Source organism: Micromonospora wenchangensis (assembly GCF_002210435.1).
GTDB classification, from domain to species: domain Bacteria; phylum Actinomycetota; class Actinomycetes; order Mycobacteriales; family Micromonosporaceae; genus Micromonospora; species Micromonospora wenchangensis.
In genome coordinates, this window is record NZ_MZMV01000017.1 from 95,629 (window position 1) to 119,375 (window position 23,747).

Annotated in this window: 26 protein-coding genes; 13 read left to right on the top strand and 13 right to left on the bottom strand. The window is 73.7% G+C overall.

The genetic code is table 11. The features are described 5' to 3' along the window. The first annotated feature begins 60 nt into the window (after positions 1-60). Together B5D80_RS12835 and B5D80_RS12840 are read left to right on the top strand one after the other, a co-directional pair. Positions 61-2,181, top strand: a complete 2,121-nt coding sequence (locus B5D80_RS12835; RefSeq protein WP_088644074.1) for an ATP-binding SpoIIE family protein phosphatase — start codon at positions 61-63, stop codon at positions 2,179-2,181. A 162-nt stretch (positions 2,182-2,343) separates the two neighbouring features. Next, a complete protein-coding gene (locus B5D80_RS12840; protein WP_088644075.1) occupies positions 2,344-3,639 on the top strand; it encodes a cation:proton antiporter in 1,296 nt (431 codons plus the stop codon). Positions 3,640-3,668: 29 nt separating this feature from the next. Here the strand turns inward: B5D80_RS12840 and B5D80_RS12845 are convergent, their stop codons facing one another. Further along, a complete protein-coding gene (locus tag B5D80_RS12845; RefSeq protein WP_088644099.1) occupies positions 3,669-4,607 on the bottom strand; it encodes an NAD(P)/FAD-dependent oxidoreductase in 939 nt (312 codons plus the stop codon). Between the two features lie 94 nt (positions 4,608-4,701). Here B5D80_RS12845 and B5D80_RS12850 point away from each other — a divergent pair, with 94 nt between their 5' ends. Further along, complete coding sequence (locus B5D80_RS12850; protein ID WP_088644100.1) at positions 4,702-4,914, top strand: DUF3072 domain-containing protein; 213 nt, start codon at positions 4,702-4,704, stop codon at positions 4,912-4,914. Positions 4,915-4,916: 2 nt separating this feature from the next. Here B5D80_RS12850 and B5D80_RS12855 read toward each other — a convergent pair whose 3' ends face one another. Genes B5D80_RS12855 through B5D80_RS12865 form a run of 3 tightly spaced genes read right to left on the bottom strand, consistent with a single transcriptional unit; the run spans position 4,917 to position 8,127 of the window. Next, positions 4,917-5,417 carry a metallophosphoesterase family protein gene (locus B5D80_RS12855; RefSeq protein WP_088644076.1) on the bottom strand — a complete coding sequence of 167 codons (501 nt, stop codon included), beginning with the start codon at positions 5,415-5,417 and terminating at the stop codon, positions 4,917-4,919. 42 nt (positions 5,418-5,459) lie between these two features. After that, entirely contained in the window at positions 5,460-6,239 is a 780-nt protein-coding gene (locus B5D80_RS12860; RefSeq protein WP_088644077.1) for a glucose 1-dehydrogenase, read from the bottom strand. A 40-nt stretch (positions 6,240-6,279) separates the two neighbouring features. Further along, entirely contained in the window at positions 6,280-8,127 is a 1,848-nt protein-coding gene (locus tag B5D80_RS12865; RefSeq protein ID WP_211291470.1) for a glycoside hydrolase family 15 protein, read from the bottom strand. A 151-nt stretch (positions 8,128-8,278) separates the two neighbouring features. Here B5D80_RS12865 and B5D80_RS12870 point away from each other — a divergent pair, with 151 nt between their 5' ends. Then, positions 8,279-8,866: a YflT domain-containing protein gene (locus B5D80_RS12870; RefSeq protein WP_088644078.1), complete on the top strand. Its 588-nt coding sequence runs from the start codon at positions 8,279-8,281 to the stop codon at positions 8,864-8,866. Between the two features lie 214 nt (positions 8,867-9,080). On the opposite strand, the gene B5D80_RS12875 is transcribed toward B5D80_RS12870, so the two are convergent. After that, a complete protein-coding gene (locus B5D80_RS12875; protein WP_088644079.1) occupies positions 9,081-9,272 on the bottom strand; it encodes a DUF397 domain-containing protein in 192 nt (63 codons plus the stop codon). Next, positions 9,263-10,030, bottom strand: coding sequence for a DUF5753 domain-containing protein (locus B5D80_RS12880; RefSeq protein ID WP_088644080.1), 768 nt, complete (start codon positions 10,028-10,030; stop codon positions 9,263-9,265). The genes B5D80_RS12875 and B5D80_RS12880 overlap by 10 nt, the downstream gene beginning before the upstream one ends. Positions 10,031-10,455: 425 nt before the next feature. On the opposite strand from B5D80_RS12880, the gene B5D80_RS12885 reads away from it, so the two are divergent. After that, positions 10,456-10,737, top strand: coding sequence for a hypothetical protein (locus B5D80_RS12885; protein ID WP_245854500.1), 282 nt, complete (start codon positions 10,456-10,458; stop codon positions 10,735-10,737). Beyond that, positions 10,734-10,988, top strand: a complete 255-nt coding sequence (locus B5D80_RS12890) for a flavin reductase (protein ID WP_245854502.1) — start codon at positions 10,734-10,736, stop codon at positions 10,986-10,988. The genes B5D80_RS12885 and B5D80_RS12890 overlap by 4 nt, the downstream gene beginning before the upstream one ends. 64 nt (positions 10,989-11,052) lie before the next feature. On the opposite strand, the gene B5D80_RS12895 is transcribed toward B5D80_RS12890, so the two are convergent. Beyond that, the gene (locus tag B5D80_RS12895) at positions 11,053-11,649 is read right to left on the bottom strand and encodes a DUF1684 domain-containing protein (RefSeq protein WP_088644081.1); all 597 of its coding nucleotides are present in this window, start codon (positions 11,647-11,649) and stop codon (positions 11,053-11,055) included. A 355-nt stretch (positions 11,650-12,004) separates the two neighbouring features. Then, positions 12,005-12,532 carry a GNAT family N-acetyltransferase gene (locus B5D80_RS12900; RefSeq protein ID WP_088644082.1) on the bottom strand — a complete coding sequence of 176 codons (528 nt, stop codon included), beginning with the start codon at positions 12,530-12,532 and terminating at the stop codon, positions 12,005-12,007. A 136-nt stretch (positions 12,533-12,668) separates the two neighbouring features. On the opposite strand from B5D80_RS12900, the gene B5D80_RS12905 reads away from it, so the two are divergent. Together B5D80_RS12905 and B5D80_RS12910 are read left to right on the top strand one after the other, a co-directional pair. Next, positions 12,669-13,151 (top strand): MarR family winged helix-turn-helix transcriptional regulator, encoded by a 483-nt coding sequence (locus tag B5D80_RS12905; protein ID WP_088644083.1) that lies wholly within the window; start codon positions 12,669-12,671, stop codon positions 13,149-13,151. Between the two features lie 10 nt (positions 13,152-13,161). Continuing rightward, the gene (locus B5D80_RS12910; protein ID WP_088644084.1) at positions 13,162-14,148 is read left to right on the top strand and encodes a pirin family protein; all 987 of its coding nucleotides are present in this window, start codon (positions 13,162-13,164) and stop codon (positions 14,146-14,148) included. 70 nt (positions 14,149-14,218) lie between these two features. Here B5D80_RS12910 and B5D80_RS34790 read toward each other — a convergent pair whose 3' ends face one another. After that, a complete protein-coding gene (locus tag B5D80_RS34790; protein ID WP_269756975.1) occupies positions 14,219-14,347 on the bottom strand; it encodes a hypothetical protein in 129 nt (42 codons plus the stop codon). A gap of 136 nt (positions 14,348-14,483) precedes the next feature. On the opposite strand from B5D80_RS34790, the gene B5D80_RS12915 reads away from it, so the two are divergent. Next, on the top strand, positions 14,484-16,073 hold the full coding sequence (locus B5D80_RS12915; RefSeq protein WP_088644085.1) for a phospholipase D family protein: 1,590 nt from the start codon (positions 14,484-14,486) through the stop codon (positions 16,071-16,073). Here B5D80_RS12915 and B5D80_RS12920 read toward each other — a convergent pair. After that, positions 16,002-16,775: an acetoacetate decarboxylase family protein gene (locus B5D80_RS12920; RefSeq protein WP_245854504.1), complete on the bottom strand. Its 774-nt coding sequence runs from the start codon at positions 16,773-16,775 to the stop codon at positions 16,002-16,004. The genes B5D80_RS12915 and B5D80_RS12920 overlap by 72 nt on opposite strands. Before the next feature lie 317 nt (positions 16,776-17,092). Between B5D80_RS12920 and B5D80_RS12925 the strand changes: the two genes are divergently transcribed. Then, positions 17,093-17,914 (top strand): SigB/SigF/SigG family RNA polymerase sigma factor, encoded by an 822-nt coding sequence (locus B5D80_RS12925; RefSeq protein WP_088644086.1) that lies wholly within the window; start codon positions 17,093-17,095, stop codon positions 17,912-17,914. Between the two features lie 181 nt (positions 17,915-18,095). On the opposite strand, the gene B5D80_RS12935 is transcribed toward B5D80_RS12925, so the two are convergent. Genes B5D80_RS12935 through B5D80_RS12945 form a run of 3 tightly spaced genes read right to left on the bottom strand, consistent with a single transcriptional unit; the run spans position 18,096 to position 20,886 of the window. Continuing rightward, positions 18,096-18,689 (bottom strand): GNAT family N-acetyltransferase, encoded by a 594-nt coding sequence (locus B5D80_RS12935; protein WP_088644088.1) that lies wholly within the window; start codon positions 18,687-18,689, stop codon positions 18,096-18,098. Continuing rightward, positions 18,686-20,206, bottom strand: a complete 1,521-nt coding sequence (locus tag B5D80_RS12940; protein ID WP_088644089.1) for an APC family permease — start codon at positions 20,204-20,206, stop codon at positions 18,686-18,688. Before B5D80_RS12940 ends, B5D80_RS12935 begins: the two co-directional genes overlap by 4 nt. Positions 20,207-20,259: 53 nt before the next feature. Then, a complete protein-coding gene (locus tag B5D80_RS12945; RefSeq protein WP_194822696.1) occupies positions 20,260-20,886 on the bottom strand; it encodes a GOLPH3/VPS74 family protein in 627 nt (208 codons plus the stop codon). A 142-nt stretch (positions 20,887-21,028) separates the two neighbouring features. Here B5D80_RS12945 and B5D80_RS12950 point away from each other — a divergent pair, with 142 nt between their 5' ends. From B5D80_RS12950 to B5D80_RS12960, 3 genes are all read left to right on the top strand, one after another. Then, a complete protein-coding gene (locus B5D80_RS12950) occupies positions 21,029-21,874 on the top strand; it encodes a helix-turn-helix domain-containing protein (protein WP_088644090.1) in 846 nt (281 codons plus the stop codon). 43 nt (positions 21,875-21,917) lie between these two features. Next, the gene (locus B5D80_RS12955; RefSeq protein WP_088644091.1) at positions 21,918-22,118 is read left to right on the top strand and encodes a DUF397 domain-containing protein; all 201 of its coding nucleotides are present in this window, start codon (positions 21,918-21,920) and stop codon (positions 22,116-22,118) included. Between the two features lie 25 nt (positions 22,119-22,143). Continuing rightward, positions 22,144-23,747: helicase-related protein (locus B5D80_RS12960; RefSeq protein ID WP_281253457.1), on the top strand; the 1,604-nt coding region annotated here is incomplete at its 3' end.

The window sequence follows — 23,747 nt, forward strand, 5'->3', positions numbered from 1 at the left end:
GTCAGTGGAGGCGCCGGGCATGATCGGGTCGTCCGGGCCGGCTCCGGATAGGCTGCGGACATGCCAGGCACGGTCGGGCGGGCCCCGACGTCACCAACCCCCGCACCGGGGCCGGCCGGGGTCGAACCGGAGGCGACGGCCGTGCCCGCCCACCCGTGGGCCGACACCCCGCTGGGCCCGCAACAGGGTTGGGACGTGACCATCCGCGTCCTGGTCGACGTGATCCTGTCCTGCCCCGTACCGATGGCGCTGCACTACGGCGACGACTTCGTGCTGCTCTACAACCAGGCGTACGCGGAGGTGATCGGCGACCGGCACCCCGACGCGATGGGTCGGCCCGCCCCCGAGGTCTACGCCGACCTGTGGCACGCCCCGGGCGTCGGCGAGGTCATCGAGCGGGCCTACCGGCACGGCGAGTCCTTCCTCCAGAAGGAGTCGGTGCTCCCCGTCCACCAGCAGGGCACCGGTGAGCACACCGTCTTCACCCGGGGCCACTCCCCGGTCCGCGACAGCACCGGGCGGATCGTCGGCGTGCTCACCGTCGCCGCCCAGACCAGCCAGCTCACCCAGCAGTTGCAGAGCCTGTCCGACTTCGCCGCGGCGCTGTCGGGCACCCTCACGCTCGACGACGTGGCCCGGGTGACGCTGCGCTACGCGCTGCACTCCTTCGACGCCGACCAGGTCTCCTTCGCCGTCGACGACGGCCCCGCCTGGCGGCTGGTCCGCCGGATCCGGGGCGAACTGCTCGACGAGGCCGACGAGCGGCTGCCCCCGCTGTGGCGACCGGTCCCACCGGACACCACCGCGCCGGTGGTGGTCGGCGCGCGCAGCGGGGTGCCCTTCTTCGCCGGCGACGGCCAACCGCTGCGGGACACCGCCGTCGACCGGCACGACCAGAAGATCCGCTCGCTGGCCGCGCTGCCGCTGCGCTCGTCGGTGATCCGCGGCGGCCTCGCCGTGGGCTACCAGACCCCGCACGGCTGGACGGCGGCGGAACGGGCGCTGCTGGCCGCCTCGGCCGAACTGGTCGGCCAGGCGGCGGAGCGTGCCCGCCGGTTCGAGACCCAGCACGGCACTGCCCAGCTTCTGCAACGCAGCATGCTCCCGGAGCAGTTGCCCGCGCTGCCCCGGCTGCGCATCGCCGCCCGCTACGACGCCGGTGTCGACGGCAACGCCGCCGGAGGCGACTTCTACGACGCGTTCCTGCTCCCCTCCGGTGACCTGGGCGTGGTGCTGGGCGACGTCGCCGGGCACGACGTGCAGGCGGCGGCCCGGATGGGGCAGGTACGCGCCGCGCTGCGGGCGCTGGCGCTGACCGATCCCCGCCCGGACGCCGTCCTGGCCGGGCTGGACCGGCTGGTGGCGAGCCTGGGCACCGAGACCGGCACCCACGAGCTGTTCGTGACGGTGGCCTTCGGGGTGGTCGACGCCGACCGGGGCGAGATCACCCTGGCCAGCGCCGGTCATCCCCCGCCGCTGATCCGGCGGACCGGGCCGGACGGCGTCGCCACCGCCACTTTCGTCGAGCTGCCGACCGGCGCGCCCCTGGGGTTGGGGTGCCGGCCGCACACCGCGACCGTGCCCTTCGCCCCCGGCGACACCCTGCTGCTCTACAGCGACGGGGTGGTCGAGCGGCGGCGGCAGAGCCTCACCGCCGGCCTGGCCGGGTTGGCGGCGGCGGTGGCCGGGGCGGCCAGCGGTGACCCCCGGGCGCTGTGCGCGGTCGCCACCGGCGCGGTCCCCGGCGCCACCGAGGACGACGTGGCGGTGCTCGCGGTCGAGCACGCGCTCAAGCCGAGCCGGTCGGCCGGGATGGAGATGCCGGCCGAGCCGACCGCGCCCAGCCGGGTACGCCACTGGATGACGGCGCAGTTGGCCGAGTGGCAGGTGCCCGAGGCGGTGATCGGCGCGGCCGTGCTGTGCACCAGCGAGCTGACCACCAACGCGTTGCTGCACGCCGGCACCGCCGCCCGGGTGGAGATCGACCTGAGCCCGGAGCGGCTACTGGTGTCGGTGGCCGACTCGGGCACCCGGGGCACGGTGACCCGCGCCCAGACCGACACGCTGAGCAGCCGGGGCCGGGGGCTCGGGCTGATCGAACAGCTCTCCGACGCCTGGGGCACCGACCCGACGGTACGGGGCTCGACGGTCTGGTTCGAGATCCTCCTGCCCACCGGCTGACCGCCCCACACCGGCGGGTCCGGCCCGGCCGGCGGCCCATCGGCGGCCACTGATCGACCGCCCGTGCCGGGACAAGCCGGACACCCAGGCTTAGCCCGACCATCGACGGGGCACAGTCCCACCCCCGCCCACGCTCGTGGCCGGGGGTGAGAGGCGGTCGGGGTGGAACTGGTCGATGTCGAGTTCGCGCTGGTGGGCGTGGGTGCCCTGCTGGCCGGGGTGCTCCCCCGCCTGCTGGAGCGCCGTCCGCTGTCGATGCCGATAGCGTTCCTCGGCCTCGGGATGCTGGTCTTCGCGCTGCCGATCGGGCTGCCCGCGCCGGACCCGTTGCGGTACCCGCAGGTCGCCACCCACCTGACCGAGATCGGCGTGATCGTGGCGTTGATGGGTGCCGGCCTCAAGATCGACAGGCCGTTGAGCTGGCGGAAATGGTCGTCCACCTGGCGGTTGCTGGCGATCGCGATGCCGCTGTGCATCGCGGCGGTGGCGCTGCTCGGCTGGTGGTGGGCGGGCCTGGTGCCGGCCGCCGCGCTGCTGCTCGGCGCGGCCCTCGCCCCCACCGACCCGGTGCTCGCCTCCGACGTGCAGGTCGGCGAGCCCACCGACGCGGAGGACTCCGAGGACGAGGTGCGCTTCGCGCTGACCTCCGAGGCCGGCCTCAACGACGGCCTGGCCTTCCCGTTCGTCTACGCGGCCATCGCGATCGCCACCGCCGGGCTGGCCCCGTCGGGCTGGTTCGCCGAGTGGTTCACCGTCGACGTGCTCTACAAGCTGGCCGTCGGGATCGGCGGCGGCCTGCTGATCGGCTGGCTGCTCGGCAAGCTGTTCTTCCGCGCCCCGAGCGAGCTGCGGCTGGCCCGGCACGCCGAGGGCTTCCTCGCGCTGGCCGCCACCTTCCTGGCGTACGGGCTGGTGGAGGTGATCGGCGGGTACGGCTTCCTGGCCGTGTTCGTCGCCGCGCGGGCGATCCGGGCGGCCGAGCGGACCCACGAGTTCCACGCCGTGCTGCACGACTTCGCCGAGCAGACCGAGCGGCTGCTGACCGTCCTGCTGCTGCTCCTGTTCGGGGGCGCGGTGATCACCGGCCTGCTCGCCCCGCTCACCTGGCAGGCGGCGACGGTCGGGCTGGCCCTGGTGTTCGTCATCCGCCCGCTGGTCGGGTGGTTGTCGCTGCGCGGCGCGCCGGGTCGGCCCGCCGAGCACTGGGTGATCTCGTCGTTCGGCATCCGGGGCGTCGGCTCGTTCTACTACCTGGCGTACGCCACCACCAAGGCGGACTTCGCCCAGGCGGACCTGATCTGGGCGACGGTCGGCCTGGTGGTGGTCGTGTCGGTGGTGGTGCACGGGATCGCCGCGACCCCGGTGATGCAGTTGCTGGACCGGGCCGGTGAACGCACCGCCGACCCGTCGGAGCGGGGCAGGCGCGACGAACCGGCCCTGGACGCCGCCCGGAGCTGACCGGGTACCGGACCGGGCCGGCCGCACGGTCAGGTGAGCCGGCGGGCCAGTTCCCGGCCGAGGTCGCGGCCGGAGCGCCAGGCGCTCTGCACGCGCGGCCTGCCGAAGGCGTCCCCGGCCAGCCCGACCAGGTCGTCGTCGAGGAAGAACCCGCCGTCGGGGTCCGGTTCGACCGGCCGGGCGTACGTCCACCGGTGCACGTGGACCAACTCGGCCGGGTCCGGCAGCCCGAGCAGGTCCCGCACGGCTTCCTCGATCGCCGGGCCGGCCGCGCCGGGCTGGGTCAGGTGCCCGGCGGCGAACTCCGGCGTGGTGTGGGCGACCAGCACCGGGGCGGCGTCGCCCCGCCGGTCGCCGTCGTCGCAGACCAGGGCGAGTACCGGGTGGTCGTTGACGAAGGCACCCCGGAAGTCGGCCCACCGCCGGCCGGGGAAGCGCAGCACCGCCGCGAGCACCGGCGACCACCGCTGCCGGCCGGCGGCCCGGGTGGCCCCGGCCAGCGCCGGGTCGAGCAGCAGGGCGGCCTGCGGTCCCGGGGTGCACAGCGCCACGGCGGCGGCGGGTCGGCCGTCCACCAGCGGGCCCGGCGCGACGCCCGACACGAACCGGTCCACGGTCACCGGCAACTCCCGGGCCAGCTCCTCGACCAGGGAGCGCAGGCCGCGCGGGGCGGCCCAGCGGACCGGTCCGGGCACCTCCCGCCGGCCGTCCGGGCCGTACGCGACGAAGGTGTCGGTCCACTCCCGCACCAGCCCGGCGGCCTGCCAACGCCGGACGACCTCGACGAAGTCCGGGTCGTCGGCGGTGAGGTACGCCGCCCCCAGGTCGGCGGGGCGGCCGTCGAAGCGTCGGCTGGCCATCCGGCCCCCGGCCACCCGACCGCGTTCCCGGACCTGCACCGGTACGCCCGCCCGCGCCAGTTCACCGGCGCACGCCACCCCGGCGATGCCGGCACCCACCACGATCACGTCCGTGTCCACCTGTTGATCGTAGGCACCGCGACCGGCATGACCGGGCGGCCGGCGGGGTATTGGCACGGCTGTTCGAGGAGAGGTGAACGTGATGACCGACAACGACCAGCTGCCCGACCCGCGTGGGGCGATCAAGGACCCGGACGAGTGGGTGACCGGGGACGAGCCGCCCACCGCCGCCCAGGAGTCGTACCTGCACACCCTCGCCCGGGAGGCGGGCGAGGAGGTGCCGGACGACCTGACCAAGGCGGAGGCGTCCCGGCGGATCGACGAGTTGCAGGAGGAGACCGGCCGGGGCCGGTGACCTCAGCGGGGTGGCAGGCGGTGCAGCACGACCCGGTCGAGCTGTCCCGCCGCCACCTCGGCGGTCAGGTACGTGGCGTACGGCTGGGCCCGCCGGTCGGTGGGTGAGCCCGGGTTGAGCAGCCGCAGGCCGCCCGGCGCGACGCTGTCCCACGGGATGTGCGAGTGGCCGAAGACGAGCAGGTCGTGGTCGGTGAACCGGGCCGCGCAGCGCTGTTCCCGGCCGGTCTTCGGCCCGGTCTCGTGCACCACCGCCACCCGCAGGCCCGCCAGCTCCACCTCGGCCACCTCGGGCAGCCGGGCCCGCAGGTCGGGGCCGTCGTTGTTGCCGTACACGCCGACCAGCCGACGGGCCCGGTCGGCCAGCCGGTCGAGCAGCCCCACCTCGACCCAGTCCCCGGCGTGCAGCACCACGTCGGCGGCGTCCACCGCCGTCCAGACCTCGTCCGGCAGGTCCCGGGCGCGCCGGGGCAGGTGGGTGTCGGCGATCATGAGCAGCCGCATCAGGCGGGCCTTCCGGGCGGGGGCCGGGCGCGGCCGGCCGGCTCAGGCGCCCTGGCCCTGATTCTGCATCAGACCGCCGTCCATGAAGTACGTCGACCCGGTCACGTAGTCGGCGTCGTCGCTGGCCAGGAAGACGGCCAGTTTGGCGATCTCGGCCGGCTCGGCGGCCCGCTTCCACGGGATGCTCTGCACCTGCTCCGCCAGGTACTTCGGGTCGTCGATGGCCTCCTGGTTGAACGGGGTGAGCACCATCCCGGGTCCGATGTTGTTGACGTTCATCCGCATCGGGGCGACCTCCAGAGCGAGGCTCTTGGCCAGTTCGAGCATGCCGCCCTTGCTGGAGTCGTAGTCCGCCCCGCCGGCCCGGGCGACCTCCTGGTGGATCGAGGTGATGTTGATGATCTTCCCGCCGCCGCCCTGGTCGCGGCGGTGCCGGACGAACCGCCGGCAGCAGAAGAACATCCCGTACAGGTTGGTGCGGATGCACCGGTCCCAGGTCGCGGTATCCAGGTCGGCCACCGAGATGCCGGAGGCGTCCACCCCGGCGTCGTTCATCAGCACGTCAAGCGCGCCGAACGCCGCCAGCGCCTCGTCGAACATCGCCTCGACCTGGTGCTCGACGCTGATGTCGCCCTGCACCACCACCGCCCGTCGGCCGGCCTTCTCGATCTCGGCCCGGGTGTGGTTCGCGCCGGCATGGTCGTGCAGGTAGTGCACCACCACGTCGGCGCCCTCCCGGCCGAACTCGATCGCGGTGGCCTGCCCGATACCCGAGTCCGAGCCGGTGATCAGGGCGGTGCGGCCGGTCAGTCGTCCGCTCATCAGCGTGTTCCCTCCGTCGGTCCGTGCCGGTCGGCACGGCTCACGTCGACGTCGCCACGACGTCGGTGCCGGTCGTCACGAAGTGCGGCCGGTCGGTGGCGAGGTCGCGTCGTCGTTCGGCGATGTCGGTGAGCAACCCGGCCGCGTTGATCAGGCCGATGTGCGAGAAGGCCTGCGGGAAGTTGCCCACCTGTTCGCCGGTGGCCTGGTCGATCTGCTCGGCGTAGAGGCCGAGGTCGTTGACCCGGCCGGCGAGCTGCTCGAACAGCCGGGTGGCCCGCTCCTGCTCGCCGGCCAGGGCCAGGCAGCTCGCCAGCCAGAACGAGCAGATCACGAAGCCGGCCGGGTCACCGTCCCAGCGGCGCAGCAGCCCGTCCCGGGACAGCCGCCGCTCCACCACGTCGATGGTGGAGCGCATCCTCGCCTCGGCGGCGGGCAGGAAACCGACGAGCGGCATGAGCAGCACCGAGGCGTCCAACCGGTCGGAGTCGAAGGCCCCGGTGTACGCGCCCAGCCGGTCGTTCCACCCCCGCCGCAGCACCGCCGCGCGGACCTCGTCGCGGGCCCGCGTCCACCGCGCGACGTCGGCCGGGTCACCGAGCCGGGGACCGAAGCGGACCGCCCGGTCCAGCGCCGTCCAGCACTGCACCTTCGACGACACGTAGTGCCGTTCGGCGTCGCGGGCCTCCCACATGCCGGAGTCCGGCAGGTGCCAGGCCCGGACCGCCTGGTCGGCCAGCGCCCGCAGCAGGTGCCGTACGTCGGGTGACATCGGGTCCAGGTAGTGCCGCATCAGCCAGGCGGCGTCGAGGATCTCGCCCAGCACGTCGTTCTGCCGCTGGGTCCAGGCGTCGTTGCCGACCAGCACCGGTCGACTGTCGGCGTAGCCGCGCAGGTGGTCGAGGGAGTGTTCGGTGAGGTCCCGCTCCCCCTCGACGCCGTACATGATCGGCACCCGGCCGTCGTCGATGCGGCCCATCGCCCGCGCCACCCAGGAGAACTGCCGGTCGGCCTCGTCGGGGCAGGCCGACCGCCACAGCGCCTGGAGGGTGAGGCTGAAGTCGCGGACCCAGACGTAGCGGTAGTCGTAGTTGCGGTCGCCACCCACCTGTTCCGGCAGCGAGGTGGTGGCCGCCGCGACGATCGCGCCACTGGGCTGGTAGGTCATGCCCTGCACCACCATCGCGCTGAGTCGTACCTGGTCGCGGTACAGGCCCCGGTAGTCGTGCAGGTCGGCCCAGGAACGCCAGCCGGTCACCGCGTCGGCCACCACCCGGTCGGCGTCGGGCAGCGCCGGTTCGCCGCCGTCGTAGGTCGGGGCGTACCCGAGGGTGAGCCGCAGGGTGTCCCCGGCCCGGACGGTCGCGCGGCCGACGGCGTCGCCGTGCCGGCAGGCCAACGGCACGTCGGAGCGCAGGCTGAGCCGGCACGCGCCGGCCCGCGCGTCGATCACCCCGGCGGCGTGGGTCAGGTACGCGGTGACCCGGCCGTACTCGAACCGGGGAGCGAACTCGACGCGTACCGGCACCTCGCCGGAGAGCCCCTCGACCAGCCGGGCGAGCACCCGGGGCGAGCGCAGGCCGATGTCGTGACCCCGCGCCCCGGGTTCCAGGGCCAGCGCGTCGGTGACCGCCACCGAGCCGGTGCGGGTGTGGAAGACGGTACGCAGCACCAGCGAGTCGTCCAGATAGGAGCGGGACACCCGGACGTCGTCGCCCTCCGGCGTGATGGACCAGTGCCCGGCCCGGTCGTCGAGCAGCCGCCCGAACACCGACGGGCTGTCGAACCGGGCCGGGCACCACCAGTTGACCGAGCCGTGCCGGTCCACCAGCGCGGCGCTGCGCCCGTCGGCGAGGAACCCGTGCTCGCTGATCCGTCCGCTGTCCACGGGGCGGGTTACCCGGGCTCCTCGTCCGGCATTCCTCGCCCGGCGGGGTTGTCCCGGCGGCCCGGATTGCCGTGCGGCCCGGATTACCAGAGCTGCCGGCGTTATCCCGGCGGGTCGGCGGGAACGCCTGTCGTTGACGAAGGAGGAGGCCATGACCAGAGCAGCGAACCCGACCGCCACCTGGCGACCCGGGATGCCGGGCGGCGACAACCTCCCGTCCGGTCCGGCCGGCCGGCCGGCGACCCCACCGGGGGACGGACACGGCCCGCAGGGCGGCCCGCCCACGGTGACGATCGGCGCGTACCCGGACTACCCGTCCGCACAGCGCGTGGTGGACTACCTGGCCGACAACCGGTTCCCGGTGGAGCACACCGCGATCGTCGGGACCAACCTCACCCTGGTGGAGACGGTGCTCGGCCGGCTCACCACGGGACGTGCCGCCCTGCTGGGTGCCGGCACCGGCGCGTGGTTCGGGCTGTTCATCGGCCTGTTGTTCGGCATCTTCACGGTCGGCAACTGGCTCGCGGTGATCCTGGTCGGCCTGGTGATCGGCGCGATCTGGGGTGCCGTGTTCGGCGCGGTGGCGCACGCCATGTCCGGCGGCCAGCGCGACTTCACCTCGGCCAGTTCGCTACGCGCCGGCCAGTACGCGGTGACCGTCGACGCCGCCCTGGCCGACCAGGCGCGGCAGATGCTCGGCCGGATGCACCTGACCCCGACCGGGGCCACCGCCCGCTGACCCGTCCGACCCCGCCGCCGTCCCGACGCGCCCAGCGCCGGGGCGGCGGTTCGCGCCGGGGCGGCGGTTCGCGCCGGGGCGGCGGTTCGCGCCGGGGCGGCGGTCGCGTCGTCGCCCCCGACCGGGGCGGGCGGCCCGACCACGACCCGCCGGGAGCACCTGTCACCCACGCACCGGATAAGGCCCCGGCCGACGGGGGCACTGGGATTTCTGGCTAGCGGGACGCCCTCGCGAAGTCCACGAACCCCCGCCACGCACCCGGCGCGAACGCCAGCGTCCCACCCGCACGGTCCTTCGTGTCCCGCACCAGGACGACGCCGGGCAGGTTGTCGGCGACCTCGACGCAATTTCCGCCGTTGTCCCCGCTCTTCGTGCTCTTGCGCCACCGCGCGCCGGTCAGGTCCATGCTGCCACCGCTTTCCTGATGAGGTCGAGAGACTGCGACCGGGGTAGGGCCTCGCCGACTATGCGGGCCCACCTACGTTCAAGGCTAGCGATCTCTGCCGCGTCGTCGGTGACGTGTGCGCTGGCCGGACCGTCCTGGTGCGCCATCCGCGCACCGTCCGGCAGCTCGGCCAGGACGAACGGACCGCCCATGCCCAGGTAGATAGGCGTGTCGAGCGGTACGACGTGCACCTGCACGCACGGCAGTTCGGCGCAGGCCGCGAGGTGTTCGCACTGCTCGCGCATCAGCTTGCCGTCGCGGCCTGCGCGCCGCCGGAGGACCGCCTCATCGAGCACCGCGACGACGAGCGGAGGCTGCGGCCGGTGCAGGATCGCCTGCCGCTGCATCCGTGCCGTCACCAGTTCGTCGACCTCTTCGGGGGTGGTTGTCGCCAGCCCCAGCGTCGCCCGCGCGTACGCCTCCGTTTGGAGGAGGCCGGGCACCCATGCCAGCTCGAATCCCCGTAGGGCGACCGCCTCGCGCTCGATGTCGACCCAGGATCGGAACCATGCCGGTTCACGACGCTTAAGCGCATCCGGCCAGAGGTCCAGGATGTCGCGGCCCAGGACCGCCGCGACCTTGGCGCGATGCCGGGTCTGCGGGATGCTCCCGTGGCGTGCCCACCTGGCTGCGGTTTTCGGGTCGACCCCGACCTGAGCTGCCAGGCTCTCGGCGGTCTCCCCGGTCTGCGCCATGGCCTCTTTGACTGCCAGATTCATCCCGTTCCCTCCCACGTTGCGGCCGAACGTTCTGGACGTCCGCCTGCATATTGCTACGCGGTGTGTTTGCTACACAACCCTCGGCAAGGTGGAGTCCAGAGCGGCGCCGCCGGTCGGAGGGGAGATCCGCCGGCCGCGTCTGCTGCGGGGGCCGTCTCCTGTGGAGGGGCAGGAGGCGGCCCCCGTTCCATCCACCGCTACGAAGGGGGAACCATGCCGGACACGCCGGAGCCCGACAGCCCACCGCCGCCCGAGCCGCGCCGCAAGCCTGACGACCCACCACCGGCACGCCCGTCGGTGCCCGGCCCGATCGGGCCGTTCGTCCTACCGTGGCGGGGCCCCGGCCGGCTGACGAACGCCGTCCCCTGCCACCGCCGGACCCCCTGCCACCGCCGGGCCTCCCGGCTGGAACGGGAGCCAGCCCGGTGACGCCGCACACGATCCGCCCCGGCGACGTGCTCCACCTGACGCGCGCCGCGAGCGTGCAGTTCATCCGTCCGATCGCGGTACGGGTCATCCGGGTGCTCACCGACCGGCACACGTACGACTGTTGGTTGTGGATCGACGCCTACGAGCTGGACGCAGCCGGCGACGCGGTCCGGCGGCGGACCCTGTTCCTGATGCCGGCCGGAGCGACGCGCCTGGAGCCCGGCCCCCGTCGACCGGCTCCGCGCAGGCCGATCCCGGGAAGGGTCGTGGTGGCGTGACCGAGCTGCTTCCCGGCCGGCACACGCCGCTGCCACCCACCTGGCTCTGCCGGATCGACGCCCACCCGTGGCCCTGCGGGGAAGCGAAACTCGCGCTCCTCGTGGCGTACGCCGACGACCGGCCGGGCCTGCTGACCCTGCTGTCGAAGCTCAGGGAGGAAGCCGAAGACCAGCTCACGCAGCTCGACGGCGGCAGGCCCGTGGACACGACCGACCGGTTCCTGACCTGGGCATGCCAGGCCGGCCGCTGACCTCACCTCTCGCCGAGCGGCGGGGCGGGTGGGGTGGGGCGGGTGGGGCGGGGACGTGGCAGGGTCAGCGGTCGCGGCGGGGATAGACCAGTTCACCGGCCCGGATCGGTGTGGCGAGCCGGTTCTCCGGGGGTGCCAGCGGGCAGGCCCAGGTGTCGTCGTACGCGCAACTCGGGTTGTAGAGGTAGTTGGCGTCGAGGCGCACCCGGTGGCCGGGGAGCACGGTGAGCCCCCGCCCGAAGGTCCCCTTGACCGTGTCGGTGAGGTACCGGCCACCGCCGTACGTCTCCCGGCCGCTGGTGCCGTCGCGGACCGGCACGAACAGTCCCCCGCCGTACGCCTCGATCCACCACACGGTCAGCGGCCCCCACGGCGTCTCCGCGACCGCCACCCGCCGGTAGCTCACCACGCCGTCCGGGCCGCCGGTGTCGATGGTCTCGGTGCCGGAGGCGGGGCGTAGCGGGGCCTCGACCACCGCCCCCGGGTCCGGCGGGAACCAGCCGAGCCCGGGGAAACCGGCCCGGTCGGCGGCCGGCAGCGGGCTGGCCGGGTGGCTGCGGAACAACTCGTCCCGGGCGGCCTGGAAGCCGGCCAGGTCGGTGTCGGACAGGTAGAGCGCGGCGGTGCGTTCCCGCCAGTCGAGCACGTCGAGGTCGTCCACCCGTCGACCCTAACCAGCCCCCGAACCGCCGTCCCCGGTGATCAAGAGGTTCGCGTCAGTATCGGGCTGAACGATGACGCAAACTTCTTGATCACCGGGGACACCGCCGGGACACGACGCCGAGCGGCGGTGATCAAGAAGTTTGGGGCGGAAATCGGGCTCAACGGTGACGCAAAGCTCTTGATCACGGGACGCTCCACCGGGACACCGCGCCGAGCGGCGGTGATCAAGAAGTTTGCGTCAGCATTCCGGCTCAATGGTGACGCAAAGCTCTTGATCACCCGGGACAGGGCAGGCAGCCCGCGGCGGGGGCGACGGGTGAGCGGGGGCGACGGGTGAGCGGGAGGGGGGCGGGTCAGTCGTCGGTGGCGAGGCGGGCGTGCAGGTGTTCGTCGTGGCGGTGGCCGTCGCCGTAGCGGTACGACTCGCGCAGTGTGCCCTCCCAGCGGTAGCCGGCGCGGGTGGCGACCCGGCAGGAGGCGGGGTTGTCGACCGCGTGGCACAGCTCGATCCGGTGCAGGTCGAGGTGGGTGAAGGCCCAGCCGGTGAGCGCCCGCAGCGCGCCGACGGCGACTCCGCGTCCACGCGCGGGGCCGGCGGTCCAGTAGCCGACGGCGGCGTTGCCGTGCCGGATCTGGTGCACGGAGACCCCGCCGAGCAGCGTCCCGTCGGTGGCGTCGGTCACCGCGACGGAGACGTGGCTGCCGTCGCTGCGGTCGGCCCGTCGGGTGATCCACGCGGCGGCCTGCGCCAGGTCGGTCACCCCCTGCCCGTTCCACCTGACGATGTCGGGGTCGACCAGGGCGGCCAGTACGGCCGGCGCGTCCGCCGCCCGCCAGGGGCGCAGCACCAGGCCGGGTGCGGTGATCTGTACGGGTTCCACCGGGGCAGTCTGCCAGCTCACCGGCCAGCCCTTCCTTTCAAATCCCGAAGTTCCACCCGTCAAGGAGAGCTGTCTCGCTGCTCACACGGATTGGGGAGAGCTTGTTTAAATTTGAAAGAGTGCTACTGTTCGGGGCATGACGGAGAGCCTGGACAGCGAGCGGATGGCCTGCTGGCGTGCCTACATCGAGGCCAGCCAGCGGCTGTTCACCCAGCTGGAGGACGATCTGCGCGCCGACGGTGGGCTGAGCTTCGCCGACTACCACGTGCTGGTCCTGCTCTCCGAGGCACCGGGCCAGCGGCTGCGGATGGGCGAGCTGGCCGCCCGGCTGGTCTTCTCCCCCAGCCGGCTCACCTACCAGATCTCCACCATGCAGCGGCGGGGTCTGGTCGCCCGGCAGTCCTGCCCCGGGGACCGTCGGGGCAGCGAGGCGGTGCTCACCGCCGCCGGGCTGCTCGCCCTGCGTGAGGCCGCGCCGGGGCACCTCGCCTCGGTCCGGCGGCACCTGATGGACGACCTCGACGACGTCGAGGTCGCCACCCTGACCCGGGTCTTCGACCGGCTCGGCCGGCGGCTGCGCGCCGACCGGGACGCGTCGTCCACCCACCGCGACACCTGAGGAGCCCGTGATGCCCGCGATCACCGTCGACGACGTCCTCGTCCTGCCCCGCCTGCCCCGGCTCGACGAGACCACCAGCTACCGGCCGGTCCGCCGGCTGACCACCGCCCCCAGCGGCTACGAGGGTGAGGGTTTCCCGGTCCGCCGCGCCTTCGCCGGGGTGCCGATGTCGGATCTCGACCCGTTCATCCACCTCGACCAAATGGGCGAGGTGGACTACGCGCCGGGCGAGCCGAAGGGCACCCCGTGGCACCCGCACCGGGGCTTCGAGACGGTCACCTACATGATCGACGGGATCATGGACCACCAGGACTCGCAGGGCGGCGGCGGCACCATCACCGACGGCGACACCCAGTGGATGACGGCCGGCAGCGGCCTGCTGCACATCGAGGCCCCGCCGGAGCACCTGGTCGCCAGCGGCGGTCTCTTCCACGGCCTCCAGCTCTGGGTCAACCTGCCCCGGGTGGCCAAGATGATGCCGCCGCGCTACCAGGATATCCGTGGCCGGGAGTCGGCGCTGCTGACCACGCCGGACGGCGGCGCGCTGATCCGGATCATCGCCGGTGAGATCGCCGGGCACCGGGGGCCGGGGTCGACCCACACCCCGATCACCATCGCGCACGTCACGCTGGAGCCCGGCGCGGAGCTGGACCTGCCCTGGCGGGCCGACTTCAACGCGCTGGTCTACGCGCTCTCCGGTCGCGGCACGGTCGGCACCGACCGGCGTCCGTTCCAGGGCGGCCAGTTGGCCGTGCACGGTCCGGGCGACGCGCTGCGGGTGACCGCCGCCGGCAGGCAGGACGGCAACACCCCGGCCCTGGACCTCTACATCATGGGCGGACAGCCCATCCGGGAGCCGGTGGCGCACTACGGGCCGTTCGTGATGAACACCCGCGCCGAGCTGATGCAGGCCTTCGAGGACTTCCAGGCCGGCAAGCTGGGCGTGGTTCCCGCCCAGCGGCTGCCGCACACCGGCGGCCAGGGCGACCGCCCCTGAGACCGCCCTCCGACGGGCGTCCCGGTGCCACCGGGACGCCCGTCGGACGCCCAGGGCGGGGCCGCGCCGGTCAGGAGACCGCGAAGATCCCGGCCACCCCGAGGATCACCATGAGCAGCACCGCCAGGATCGCGCCGCGTTCGCTCTCGACCGCATCCGTACGGTCCTCGGTCGCGGGGTTCGTCGTCTCGGCGGGCATGGCCTGGCCTCCTCGGCGTTCACGGCTTCGCGGGGTGCGGTAGGCCACCGTCCGGGCGGGTTCCGGGAGACCCGGAGTGCGTACCGACGGCGGGGGTCCTACCGTGAGGACGTCGTCGACCTCGGGAGGCTGGAACGTGGCGATCGAGGACTGGTTCCTGACCGCTGAGGAACGCGCCAACCCGGTCTCCGGGATACCCGTCTGGACGTCCGGAAACCTCGCCGAGCCGTTGATTCACGGCTCGGCGTACTTCGACCGCCTGGTCACCGAGGTCGAGGCGCTCGGCGCAGGCGACCAACTCTTCTTCACCGACTGGCGGGGCGACCCGGACGAGCGGATGCGCCCGGACGGCCCGACGGTGGCCCAGCTCTTCGCCCGGGCCGCCCAGCGGGGCGTGCTGGTCAAGGGGCTGCTCTGGCGCTCCCACCTCGACTCGTTGTCCTACAGCGAGGCGGAGAACCGCGACCTGAGCGAGACGGTCAACGCCGCCGGTGGTGAGGTGCTGCTCGACCAGCGCGTCCGGCGGGGCGGGTCGCACCACCAGAAGCTGGTGGTGCTGCGCCACCGCGACGCCCCGGAGCGGGACGTCGCCTTCGCCGGCGGGATCGACCTGTGCCACAGCCGCCGCGACGACGCCGACCACCACGGCGACCCGCAGGCCCTCGCCATGTCACCGAAGTACGGCCCGCACCCGCCGTGGCACGACGTGCAGCTCGCCGTCCGGGGTCCGGTGGTCGCCGCGCTGGACACCACGTTCCGTGAGCGGTGGACCGACCCGATGCCGTTGGACTCGGAGAACCCGCTGGCCTACCTGCGGGACCGGCTGCGCGGCTCCGACCTGAGCCCCGATCCGCTGCCCGACCCGCCGGCCGATCCGCCGCCCTGCGGCCCGCACCACATCCAGGTGCTGCGCACCTACCCGGCGGTGCGTCCCCGCTACGCGTTCGCCCCGGACGGCGAGCGGACGGTGGCCCGGGGCTACACCAAGGCGGTACGCCGGGCCCGCCGGCTGATCTACCTCGAGGACCAGTACCTCTGGTCGACCGAGGTGGCCGAGCTGTTCGCCGAGGCGCTGCGGGACAATCCCGACCTGCACCTGGTCGCGGTGGTCCCCCGCTACCCGGACGTCGACGGCGCGTTGGCGCTGCCGCCCAACACGGTGGGCCGGGAGCAGGCGCTGTCGCTGTGCGAGCGGGCCGCGCCGGACCGGGTGCACGTCTTCGACGTGGAGAACCGGGCGGGCGACCCGGTCTACGTGCACGCCAAGATCTGCGTGGTCGACGATGTCTGGGCGAGCGTGGGCAGCGACAACTTCAACAGGCGTTCCTGGACGCACGACAGCGAGCTGTCCTGCGCGGTGCTCGACGAGACCCGCGACGAGCGGGTGCCCGTCGACCCGGCGGGTCAGGGTGACGGGGCCCGGGTGTTCGCCCGGGACCTGCGGCTGCGGTTGTGGCGGGAGCACCTGGACCGCGACCCGGACGGTGCCGACGACGCCGACCTGCTGGACCCGGCCGACGCGGTCGCGGCGATCACCGCCACGGCGGACGCCCTCCAGCGGTGGCACGACTCGGGCCGCTCGGGCCCCCGGCCGCCGGGCCGGCTGCGCCCGCACCGGCCCGAGCGGCTGCCCTGGTACACCCGGCTCTGGGCGCTACCGGCGTACCGGCTGGTCTACGACCCCGACGGCCGGCCGCTGCACGCCCGCCGCAAGGGCACCTGGTAGGTCCCGCCGGTCGGGGGCCGGCGCGGGCGGCGTGGGGTGGCGGGTCAACCCGCCCGGGTAGGCGAACGAGGTACGCGGGGCGTAGCAGCCGCCGGCGATGAGCAGGGGGTTCTCCGGGCGCAGCGCGTAGCTCGGATGCCGCGGGTCGAGGAACTCCACCGACTCGATCTCGAACGGGCTGACCGGTTCGGAGACGTAGGGGTAGATCCCGCTGAACAGCTCGCCGTCGCGCCTGGTGAAGTAGCGGTGATGGCCGGCGCGCAGCTCGTGGCCGGTGTGGCCGATCCGGGCCCGGGTCCGGATCAGTGGGACGCCGCCGACCTCGGTCTCGGCGACCAGCACGTCGCCCCGTACCCGCAGGGTGGTGCGTCCCAGCACGGCCGGTGCGCCCCGGGCGGCGGCGTAGTCCCGGACCCGGGGGCTGGAGGTGACGTAGTGGGTCCACCAGCCACCGGGGGTCTTCCCGTCGGGCGCGTCGACCCCGGCGAGGGCCACCCCGACGTAGGTCAGCGAGTACGCGCCGAGGCCGGAGGTCTGGGCGGCGTCCTCGACGACGTACTGGTTCATGAAGACCTGCCGGTCGGGCCGGGGGCACAGGCCGGGCGGGACCAACGCGGCGACCGCGTCCGGGTCGGCCGGCAACCAGCTGAAGTGCAGCGTACGGCTGTCGACGACGAGTTGCGGGTCCGCGGGGTCGAGCACGTGGTCCTCCGTACGGGGATGGTCTCCCGCGACGCTACGGGCGGTCCTGTCGGCGGGACAAGGACGGATAGCCGACACCGCCGCCGTGGTGTCGGGTTGCGGGTGGCCCGGCGGTTCGGCCGGTGCCTGTGATCACAATCGACGCGTACCGTGTCCGATAGTGCGGCTTTGTAACTCAAAATCACTTAAGTACATCAGCCTTTCGGCTAGATTTCCGCTCACCGATCAGGCTATGGTGGCTTCCGAACGGCCCATCTGAAGCTAAACCGAAGCGTCACGTCTTTTTGACCGCGGACGAGGTGCAGGGAGGACCACCAATGACCGCGCCCACCATGAGCAAGCCGGCGGCGACACCGTCCACCACCGAGAAGCTGGACCCGCGCGCCCTCACCGACAGCGCCGCCGACCTGCTGAACGCGATGGCCGCGCTGCCCGCCGGCCACCCGTCCCGGGCCGCGCTGCGCGACCGGGCGATCGAGGCCTGGCTCCCGCTGGCCAACCACCTGGCCCACCGCTACAGCGGCCGGGGCGAGCCCACCGACGACCTGGCCCAGACCGCCGCCGTCGGCCTGATCAAGGCGATCGACAAGTTCGACCCGTCGCGCGGCGTCGACTTCGCCGGCTACGCCATCCCGACCATCATCGGCGAGCTGAAGCGGCACTTCCGCGACCGCACCTGGGACATCCGGGTCCCCCGGCGGCTCCAGGAGCTGCGGCTGGCCATCTCCGACGCCAACAGCTCGCTGTTGCAGACCCTCGGCCGCTCGCCGACGGTCGCCGACATCGCCGCCCACCTGAAGCTCACCGAGGAAGAGGTCCTGGAGGGCCTGGAAGGCGCCCGCGCGTACAACGCGGTGTCGCTGTCCACCCCGACCGGCGACGGCGACCGCGCCACCGAGCTGGGCGACATGCTCGGCGGCGAGGACAACGAGTTCGAGCTGGCCGAGCTGCGGGTCGCCCTCGGCCCCGCGCTGGCCACCCTCGACGAGCGCGAGCAGAAGATCCTCACCCTGCGCTTCTACGGCAACCTGACCCAGTCGCAGATCGCCGACCAGATCGGCGTCTCGCAGATGCACGTGTCCCGGCTGCTCGCCCGGGCCCTGACCAAGCTGCGCGGTCAGCTCGACGGCACCTACTGAGGGGGTGGAGGCGGTCACCGGTCCCCGGTGACGGTCACGACCACGGGGCCCGGCCGGCGGTTCGCCGGCCGGGCCTTCCCGACTCCGGACGACGTACCGGCCCCGACGCACTCGCGTCGGGGCCGGTACCGCGTCCACCGGCGTTCACGCCGGCGTCCCCCGGCGGTCGGCTCCGGTCCGGTCAGCCGACCGCCGGCTCCCGCCACATCGGGTAGAACGGCGTCCCGTCGGGCAGCCGGAAGACCTCCCGCAGCCGGTAGCCGTGCCGGGCGTAGAGGTCCCGTCCCGCCTCGCTGCTGGCCTCCAGGTAACCGGGCACCCCGTGGGCGTCCAGCCAGGCGTGGTGGTGCCGCAGCAGCGCGGTGCCCAACCCCTGCCCCTGCCGCCCCGGCCGGACGGCGAGCAACGCCAGGTGGTGGTGGTCGGGGTGCGGATGGTTGGCGGCGAACAGCTCGTCGAGGTGCTGGAACCGGGGGGTCCACTCCCCGCAGGCGGCGGCCAGCCGGTCGGCGTAGTCCACCGGGGCCGGCGATTCGTCACCGACCTGCGGGAACCAGACCGCCACCGCGTCCCGGTCGGCCGTGCCGAAGACCAGCCCGTGCCGCATCGCGTGGTCGACCAGGATCTCGAAGTTGTCGGCGAAGACGGCCTCCCGCTTGGCCTCGTCGGGCACCAGCCACCGGGTCGCCGGGAGCACCAGGAACGCCTCGGCGATCCGCTCGGCGACCCACCGGGTGTCGGCGGCGGCGAGCCGTCCGATGGTCGGCCCGGTCACCGCCGGGACTCCACCGGCACCGGCTGCTCGACCGGGGGACCGAACAGCGAGGTGGCCGCGCTCTCCGCGCCCCGCCCGATCCGGGCGTAGACGTCGGGTCGGTTGGCGCGCAGCACCAGACCCCACAGCAGGCCGATCAGCGCGGCCACCGGGTAGACCCCGGGGATGATCCAGCGCAGCGGCGAATCCGGCGCGACACCGAGCAGGGTGGCGAAGTTCGCCACCGCCACCGCCACCACGGCGGCCAGCGCGACGGTGGCCAGGGCCGGGGCGATCGCCCGCTTCCACAGCGACTCCGAGGTGTCGGAGCGGGCGAAGTAGACGATCACGGCGACGCTGGTGGTGGCGATCAGCAGCAGCACGCCGAAGCCGCCGCCGGTGCCGGCGTAGTAGAACAGCTGCACCACCGGGTCCCAGCCGTTGACCGCGTACAGCACGATCACCAGCAGGCCGAGCAGGCTCTGCGCCAGCGAGGCCATCCGGGGTGCGCCGGTGCGCGGCGAGGTCTGCCCGAAGGCGGCCGGCAGCACCCGCTCCCGGCCCAGCGCGAAGGCGTACCGGGCGGTGGTGTTGTGGAACGAGATCATCGCGGCCAGCACCGAGGTCATGAACAGCGCCTGGCCGATGGTGACCGCGGTGTCGCCGAGGTGCGCGGCGGCCAGGTTGAAGATCAGTTCGATGCTCTGCTCACCGGCGGCGGCGGAGATGTTCTCCGGGCCGACGGCCACGGTCATCGACCAGGAGGAGAGCGCGTAGAGCCCGGCGATGATCGCCACCGAGAGGTAGGTGGCCAGCGGGACCGTCCGCCGCGGGTCCTTGCTCTCCTCGCTGAACACCACCGAGGACTCGAACCCGACGAACCCGGTCATGGCCAGCACCAGCAGTGCGCCCGCCCCCGGCACCAGGAGGTTGGCCGGGGCGAGGGCGGCGAAGCTGGTCGAGCCGCCCGCCGGGTGGCTGAGCTGACCCAGGTCGAACACGACGATCACCACGATCTCGGCGATCAGCAGCACCGCCAGGACCAGGCCGTTGACGTCCACCCGCAGCAGGCCGAGGAACGCGACCAGGGCCCAGGCGACCAGGGCCACCACGGACCAGTGCGGTTCGACGCCGAACAGGGTGCCGAGCACCGGGGCGGCGGCGGCGCCGATCGCGCCGTAGAGACCGACCTGGAGCGCGTTGTAGGCGATGAGCGCGACCCAGGCCGCGCCCACGCCGGCCGGGCGGCCGATGCCACGGGAGACGTAGGCGTAGAACGCGCCGGCGTTCTCGACCCGGCGGGCCATCGCCACGTAACCCACGGAGAAGAGCGCCAGGACAGCGCCCACGGCGAGGAAGGCCAGCGGCATGCCGGTGATGCCGGTGACCGCGTAGCCGGTGGTGACCACGCCGGCCACCACGGTCAGCGGCGCGGCGGCGGAGAGGACGAAGAAGATGACCGACGGCACGCCGAGGCGGCCACGGGCCAGGGCGTCGCTGACGTTGCTGGGGCGGTCGACTGTCGGATTCGGGGGCATGGGGCTGCTCCGGAAGAGGGGAGAGGAGGGGGGAAGGGGGTGGCGCGGCGAGATCAGGGGATGCCGCGCAGCACCGCCGCGCCGACCGCGGCCTCGGTGTGCACGACGAGTTCCTTCAGGGGGGCCGGCAGGGAACCGACGAGGGTGGACAGTCGGTGGTGGGCGCGCGGTCCGGCGCTCCACAGCACCTCGCGGGTCAACCCGGCGGCGGCCACCAGGCCGAGCAGCGTCGTGTCCGACACCAGCGGCTGTTCGGGCCGTTCGACCAGGGCCCGCAGCCGGGTCGCCGGCCAGGCGGCGGCGTTGAGGTCGATCGGCAGGTAGCTGACGGTGGTCCGCAGCAACCGGCGGTTCTCCTGCCGGCGCAGCACCCCGGCCCGGGCCAGCCGCTCCCCCACCGAGGTGGTGGACGACTGGGCCAGGAAGGCGAGCCAGGTGCGCACCGCCTGGTGCTGCGACTCACCGATCAGTTGGTCGAGCACGGTGTGGGCCAGCGCGTCGGCCGGGGGACGCCGGTCGATCACGGTGACCAGTCCACCGGAGACGGTGATCTGTCCGAACAGGATCAGCTCGGCCAGCAACCCGGCGGCCAGGCCGAGCCCGGTGGCGCTCGGGTGCAGTTTGGCCTTGCCACGACTGTCGTTGTGGGCGATCAGAAAGAACTCGTCGGCGACCAGCAAACGAGCCTCCCACGCATTGTCCACAGGTGATCCACGCCGGGTGACAGGATGCCCGCAGAGCTCGAGCTTTGCAACTCCCAGATTCGATAGTTGCACTCCGTGCTCGTGCGACCTGCGGATCTTGTCGTGACAGACTCGGAGGGTGACCGTCAGCCCCACTGTTCGCCGCCGCCGCATCGCCCGTGAACTCCGCCAACTGCGGGAACGCGCGGGCATGACACTGGACGTCGCCGCCCGCCAACTCGACATGTCCAAGAGCAACCTGTCCCGGATCGAGAACGCTCAGATCGGCATCAAACCCCGCGACGTCCGCGCCGCATTGGCCCTCTACGAGGTGACCGGGGTCGATGCCGAGGCGCTGATCGAGATCGCCCGGGGCGCCCAGCAGCGCGGCTGGTGGCAGAACTACAGCGACGTGCTGCCCGAGTGGTTCGAGTTCTACGTCGGCCTGGAGGCCGAGGCGGAGAGCCTGCGCACGTACGAGGCGGAGTCCGTCCCCGGGCTGCTGCAGACCGAGGCGTACGCCCGGGAGATGTTCCGTCGTACGGCCGGCGAGGAGGGGCTGGAGCGCAAGGTGGCCGCCCGGCTGCGCCGCCAGGAGGTGCTGCACCGGGACTCCCCCCGGGTGGAGTTGTCGGTGGTCCTCAACGAGGCGGTGCTGCTGCGCCCGGTGGGCGGGCCGGCCGTCATGGCGGAACAGTTGACCCACATGGCCCGGGTCGCCCGGTCACCGAACGTTACATGCTACGTACTTCCGTTCTCGGCCGGGGGCCATCCCGCGATGAGCACCCCTTACGTGATCCTCACGTTTGCCGACGCGGCCGACAATTCCGTGGTTTACCTGGACAATCTCACGGTGGGTCTGGCGCTGGAGGAAGCGGGACACGTGCGCGGGTATACCCTTGTGCACGAGGAGCTGTGCCGGATGGCACTGGATCCGGAGCGGTCCCTGGCCCGCCTGGAGGAGGCTTCTCGTCACTTTGCGTGATCGCATCGCCGCGGCACGCCCTGGGGGGAACGGAAGGTACGGGATGCAGGCGCTGCCTCTGTCCATGATGGACTGGCGGACCAGCAGCCGCAGCAGCGGCAACGGCAACTGCGTGGAGATCGCCTCCACCGACGACCGGATCGCGGTGCGCGACAGCAAGGACCGGTGCGGCCCCGCGCTGGTCTTCTCCGCCGACGCCTGGACAGCCTTCGTCACCGGCATGGAGGCGGTACGCCGGGTCTGACGCCCGGCGTGCCACAGTGGCAGCCGTGCTCCGTGACGTACCCCTCGACCTGCCGGTCCGGCCGGCGCTGGCACCCCTGCTGCGAGCGCTGACCGACGCCGGTGGCGCGGTCCTGGTCGCCCCGCCCGGCACCGGCAAGACCACCCTGGCCCCGCTCGCCGTGGCCGACGGGGTGGCCGGGCGGGTGCTGGTCGCCCAGCCCCGCCGGGTGGCCGCCCGCGCGGCGGCCCGGCGGATGGCCGACCTGCTCGGCGAGCGGGTCGGCCAGCGGGTCGGCTACGCCGTCCGCGGCGACCGCCGGGTCGGGCCGGACACCCGGGTCGAGGTGGTCACCACCGGCCTGCTGGTCCGCCGGCTGCTGCGCGACCCGGACCTGCCCGGGGTCGACGCGGTGCTGCTCGACGAGGTGCACGAGCGGCAGCTCGACGCCGATCTCGCGCTGGCCTTCGCCGTGGAGGCCCAGGCGGCGCTGCGGCCCGAGCTGTGGCTGGTGGCGATGTCGGCGACCCCGGAGGCGGACCGGTTCGCCGCGTTGCTCGGCGGCGACACGCCGGCCCCGGTGGTCCGCGCCGAGGCGGCCCTGCACCCGGTCGCCCGGGTCTGGACGCCACCGCCGCGCCCGGTCGCGCCGCCGGGCGCGGGACGGGTCGATCCGCTGCTGCTCGACCACGTCGCCGCAACCGTCCGGCGGGCCCTGCACGAGCAGGACGGCGACGTGCTCGTCTTCCTGCCCGGGGCGGGCGAGATCGGGGCGGTGACCCGCCGGCTGGCCGACCTGGCCGACCGGGTGGCCGTCCTGCCGCTGCACGGGCGGCTGCCCGCCGCCGCGCAGGACGCCGCGCTACGCCCCGCCGACCGCCGTCGGGTGGTGCTCGCCACCTCGGTCGCGGAGAGCAGCCTGACCGTGCCCGGGGTCCGGGTGGTGGTCGACGCCGGCCTGGCCCGGGTGGCCCGTACCGACCTGGCCCGGGGGCTGGGCGCGCTGGTCACCGTGCCGGTGTCCCGGGCCGCCGCGACGCAGCGGGCCGGCCGGGCCGGCCGGCAGGGCCCCGGGGTGGTCTACCGCTGCTGGTCGGAGGGGACCCACGGCCGGCTCGCCGCGCAGCCCGAGCCGGAGATCGCCACCGCCGACCTGACCGGCTTCGCGCTGGACCTGGCCGCCTGGGGCAGCCCGGACGGGGCCGGACTGGCGCTGCCCGACGCGCCGCCTCCCGCCGCGCTGACCGTGGCCCGGGAGACGTTGACCGCCCTCGGCGCGATCGACGCCGACGGCCGGGTGACCGCCCGGGGACGGGCCATCGCCGCCACCGGCACCCACCCCCGGCTGGGCCGGGCCCTGCTCGACGGTGCCGACCGGATCGGCCGGGACCGGGCCGCCGAGCTGGTCGCCCTGCTCGCCGAGGACGGCCTGGCCGGGCGGCACGACGACCTCACCGCCGCGTGGCGGCGGCTGCGCGACGACACCGACCCCGGTGCCACCGCCCGCTGGCGCGCCGAGGTACGCCGGCTGCGGGCCGCGCTGCCCGCCGGCGATCCCGACCGGGCCGGCACCCCGGGCGACCCGCCGACCGGTCCGGCCCGCACCGACGACCGGGACCGGCCCGGCCACCGGCGGGCGGCCGGCGACCG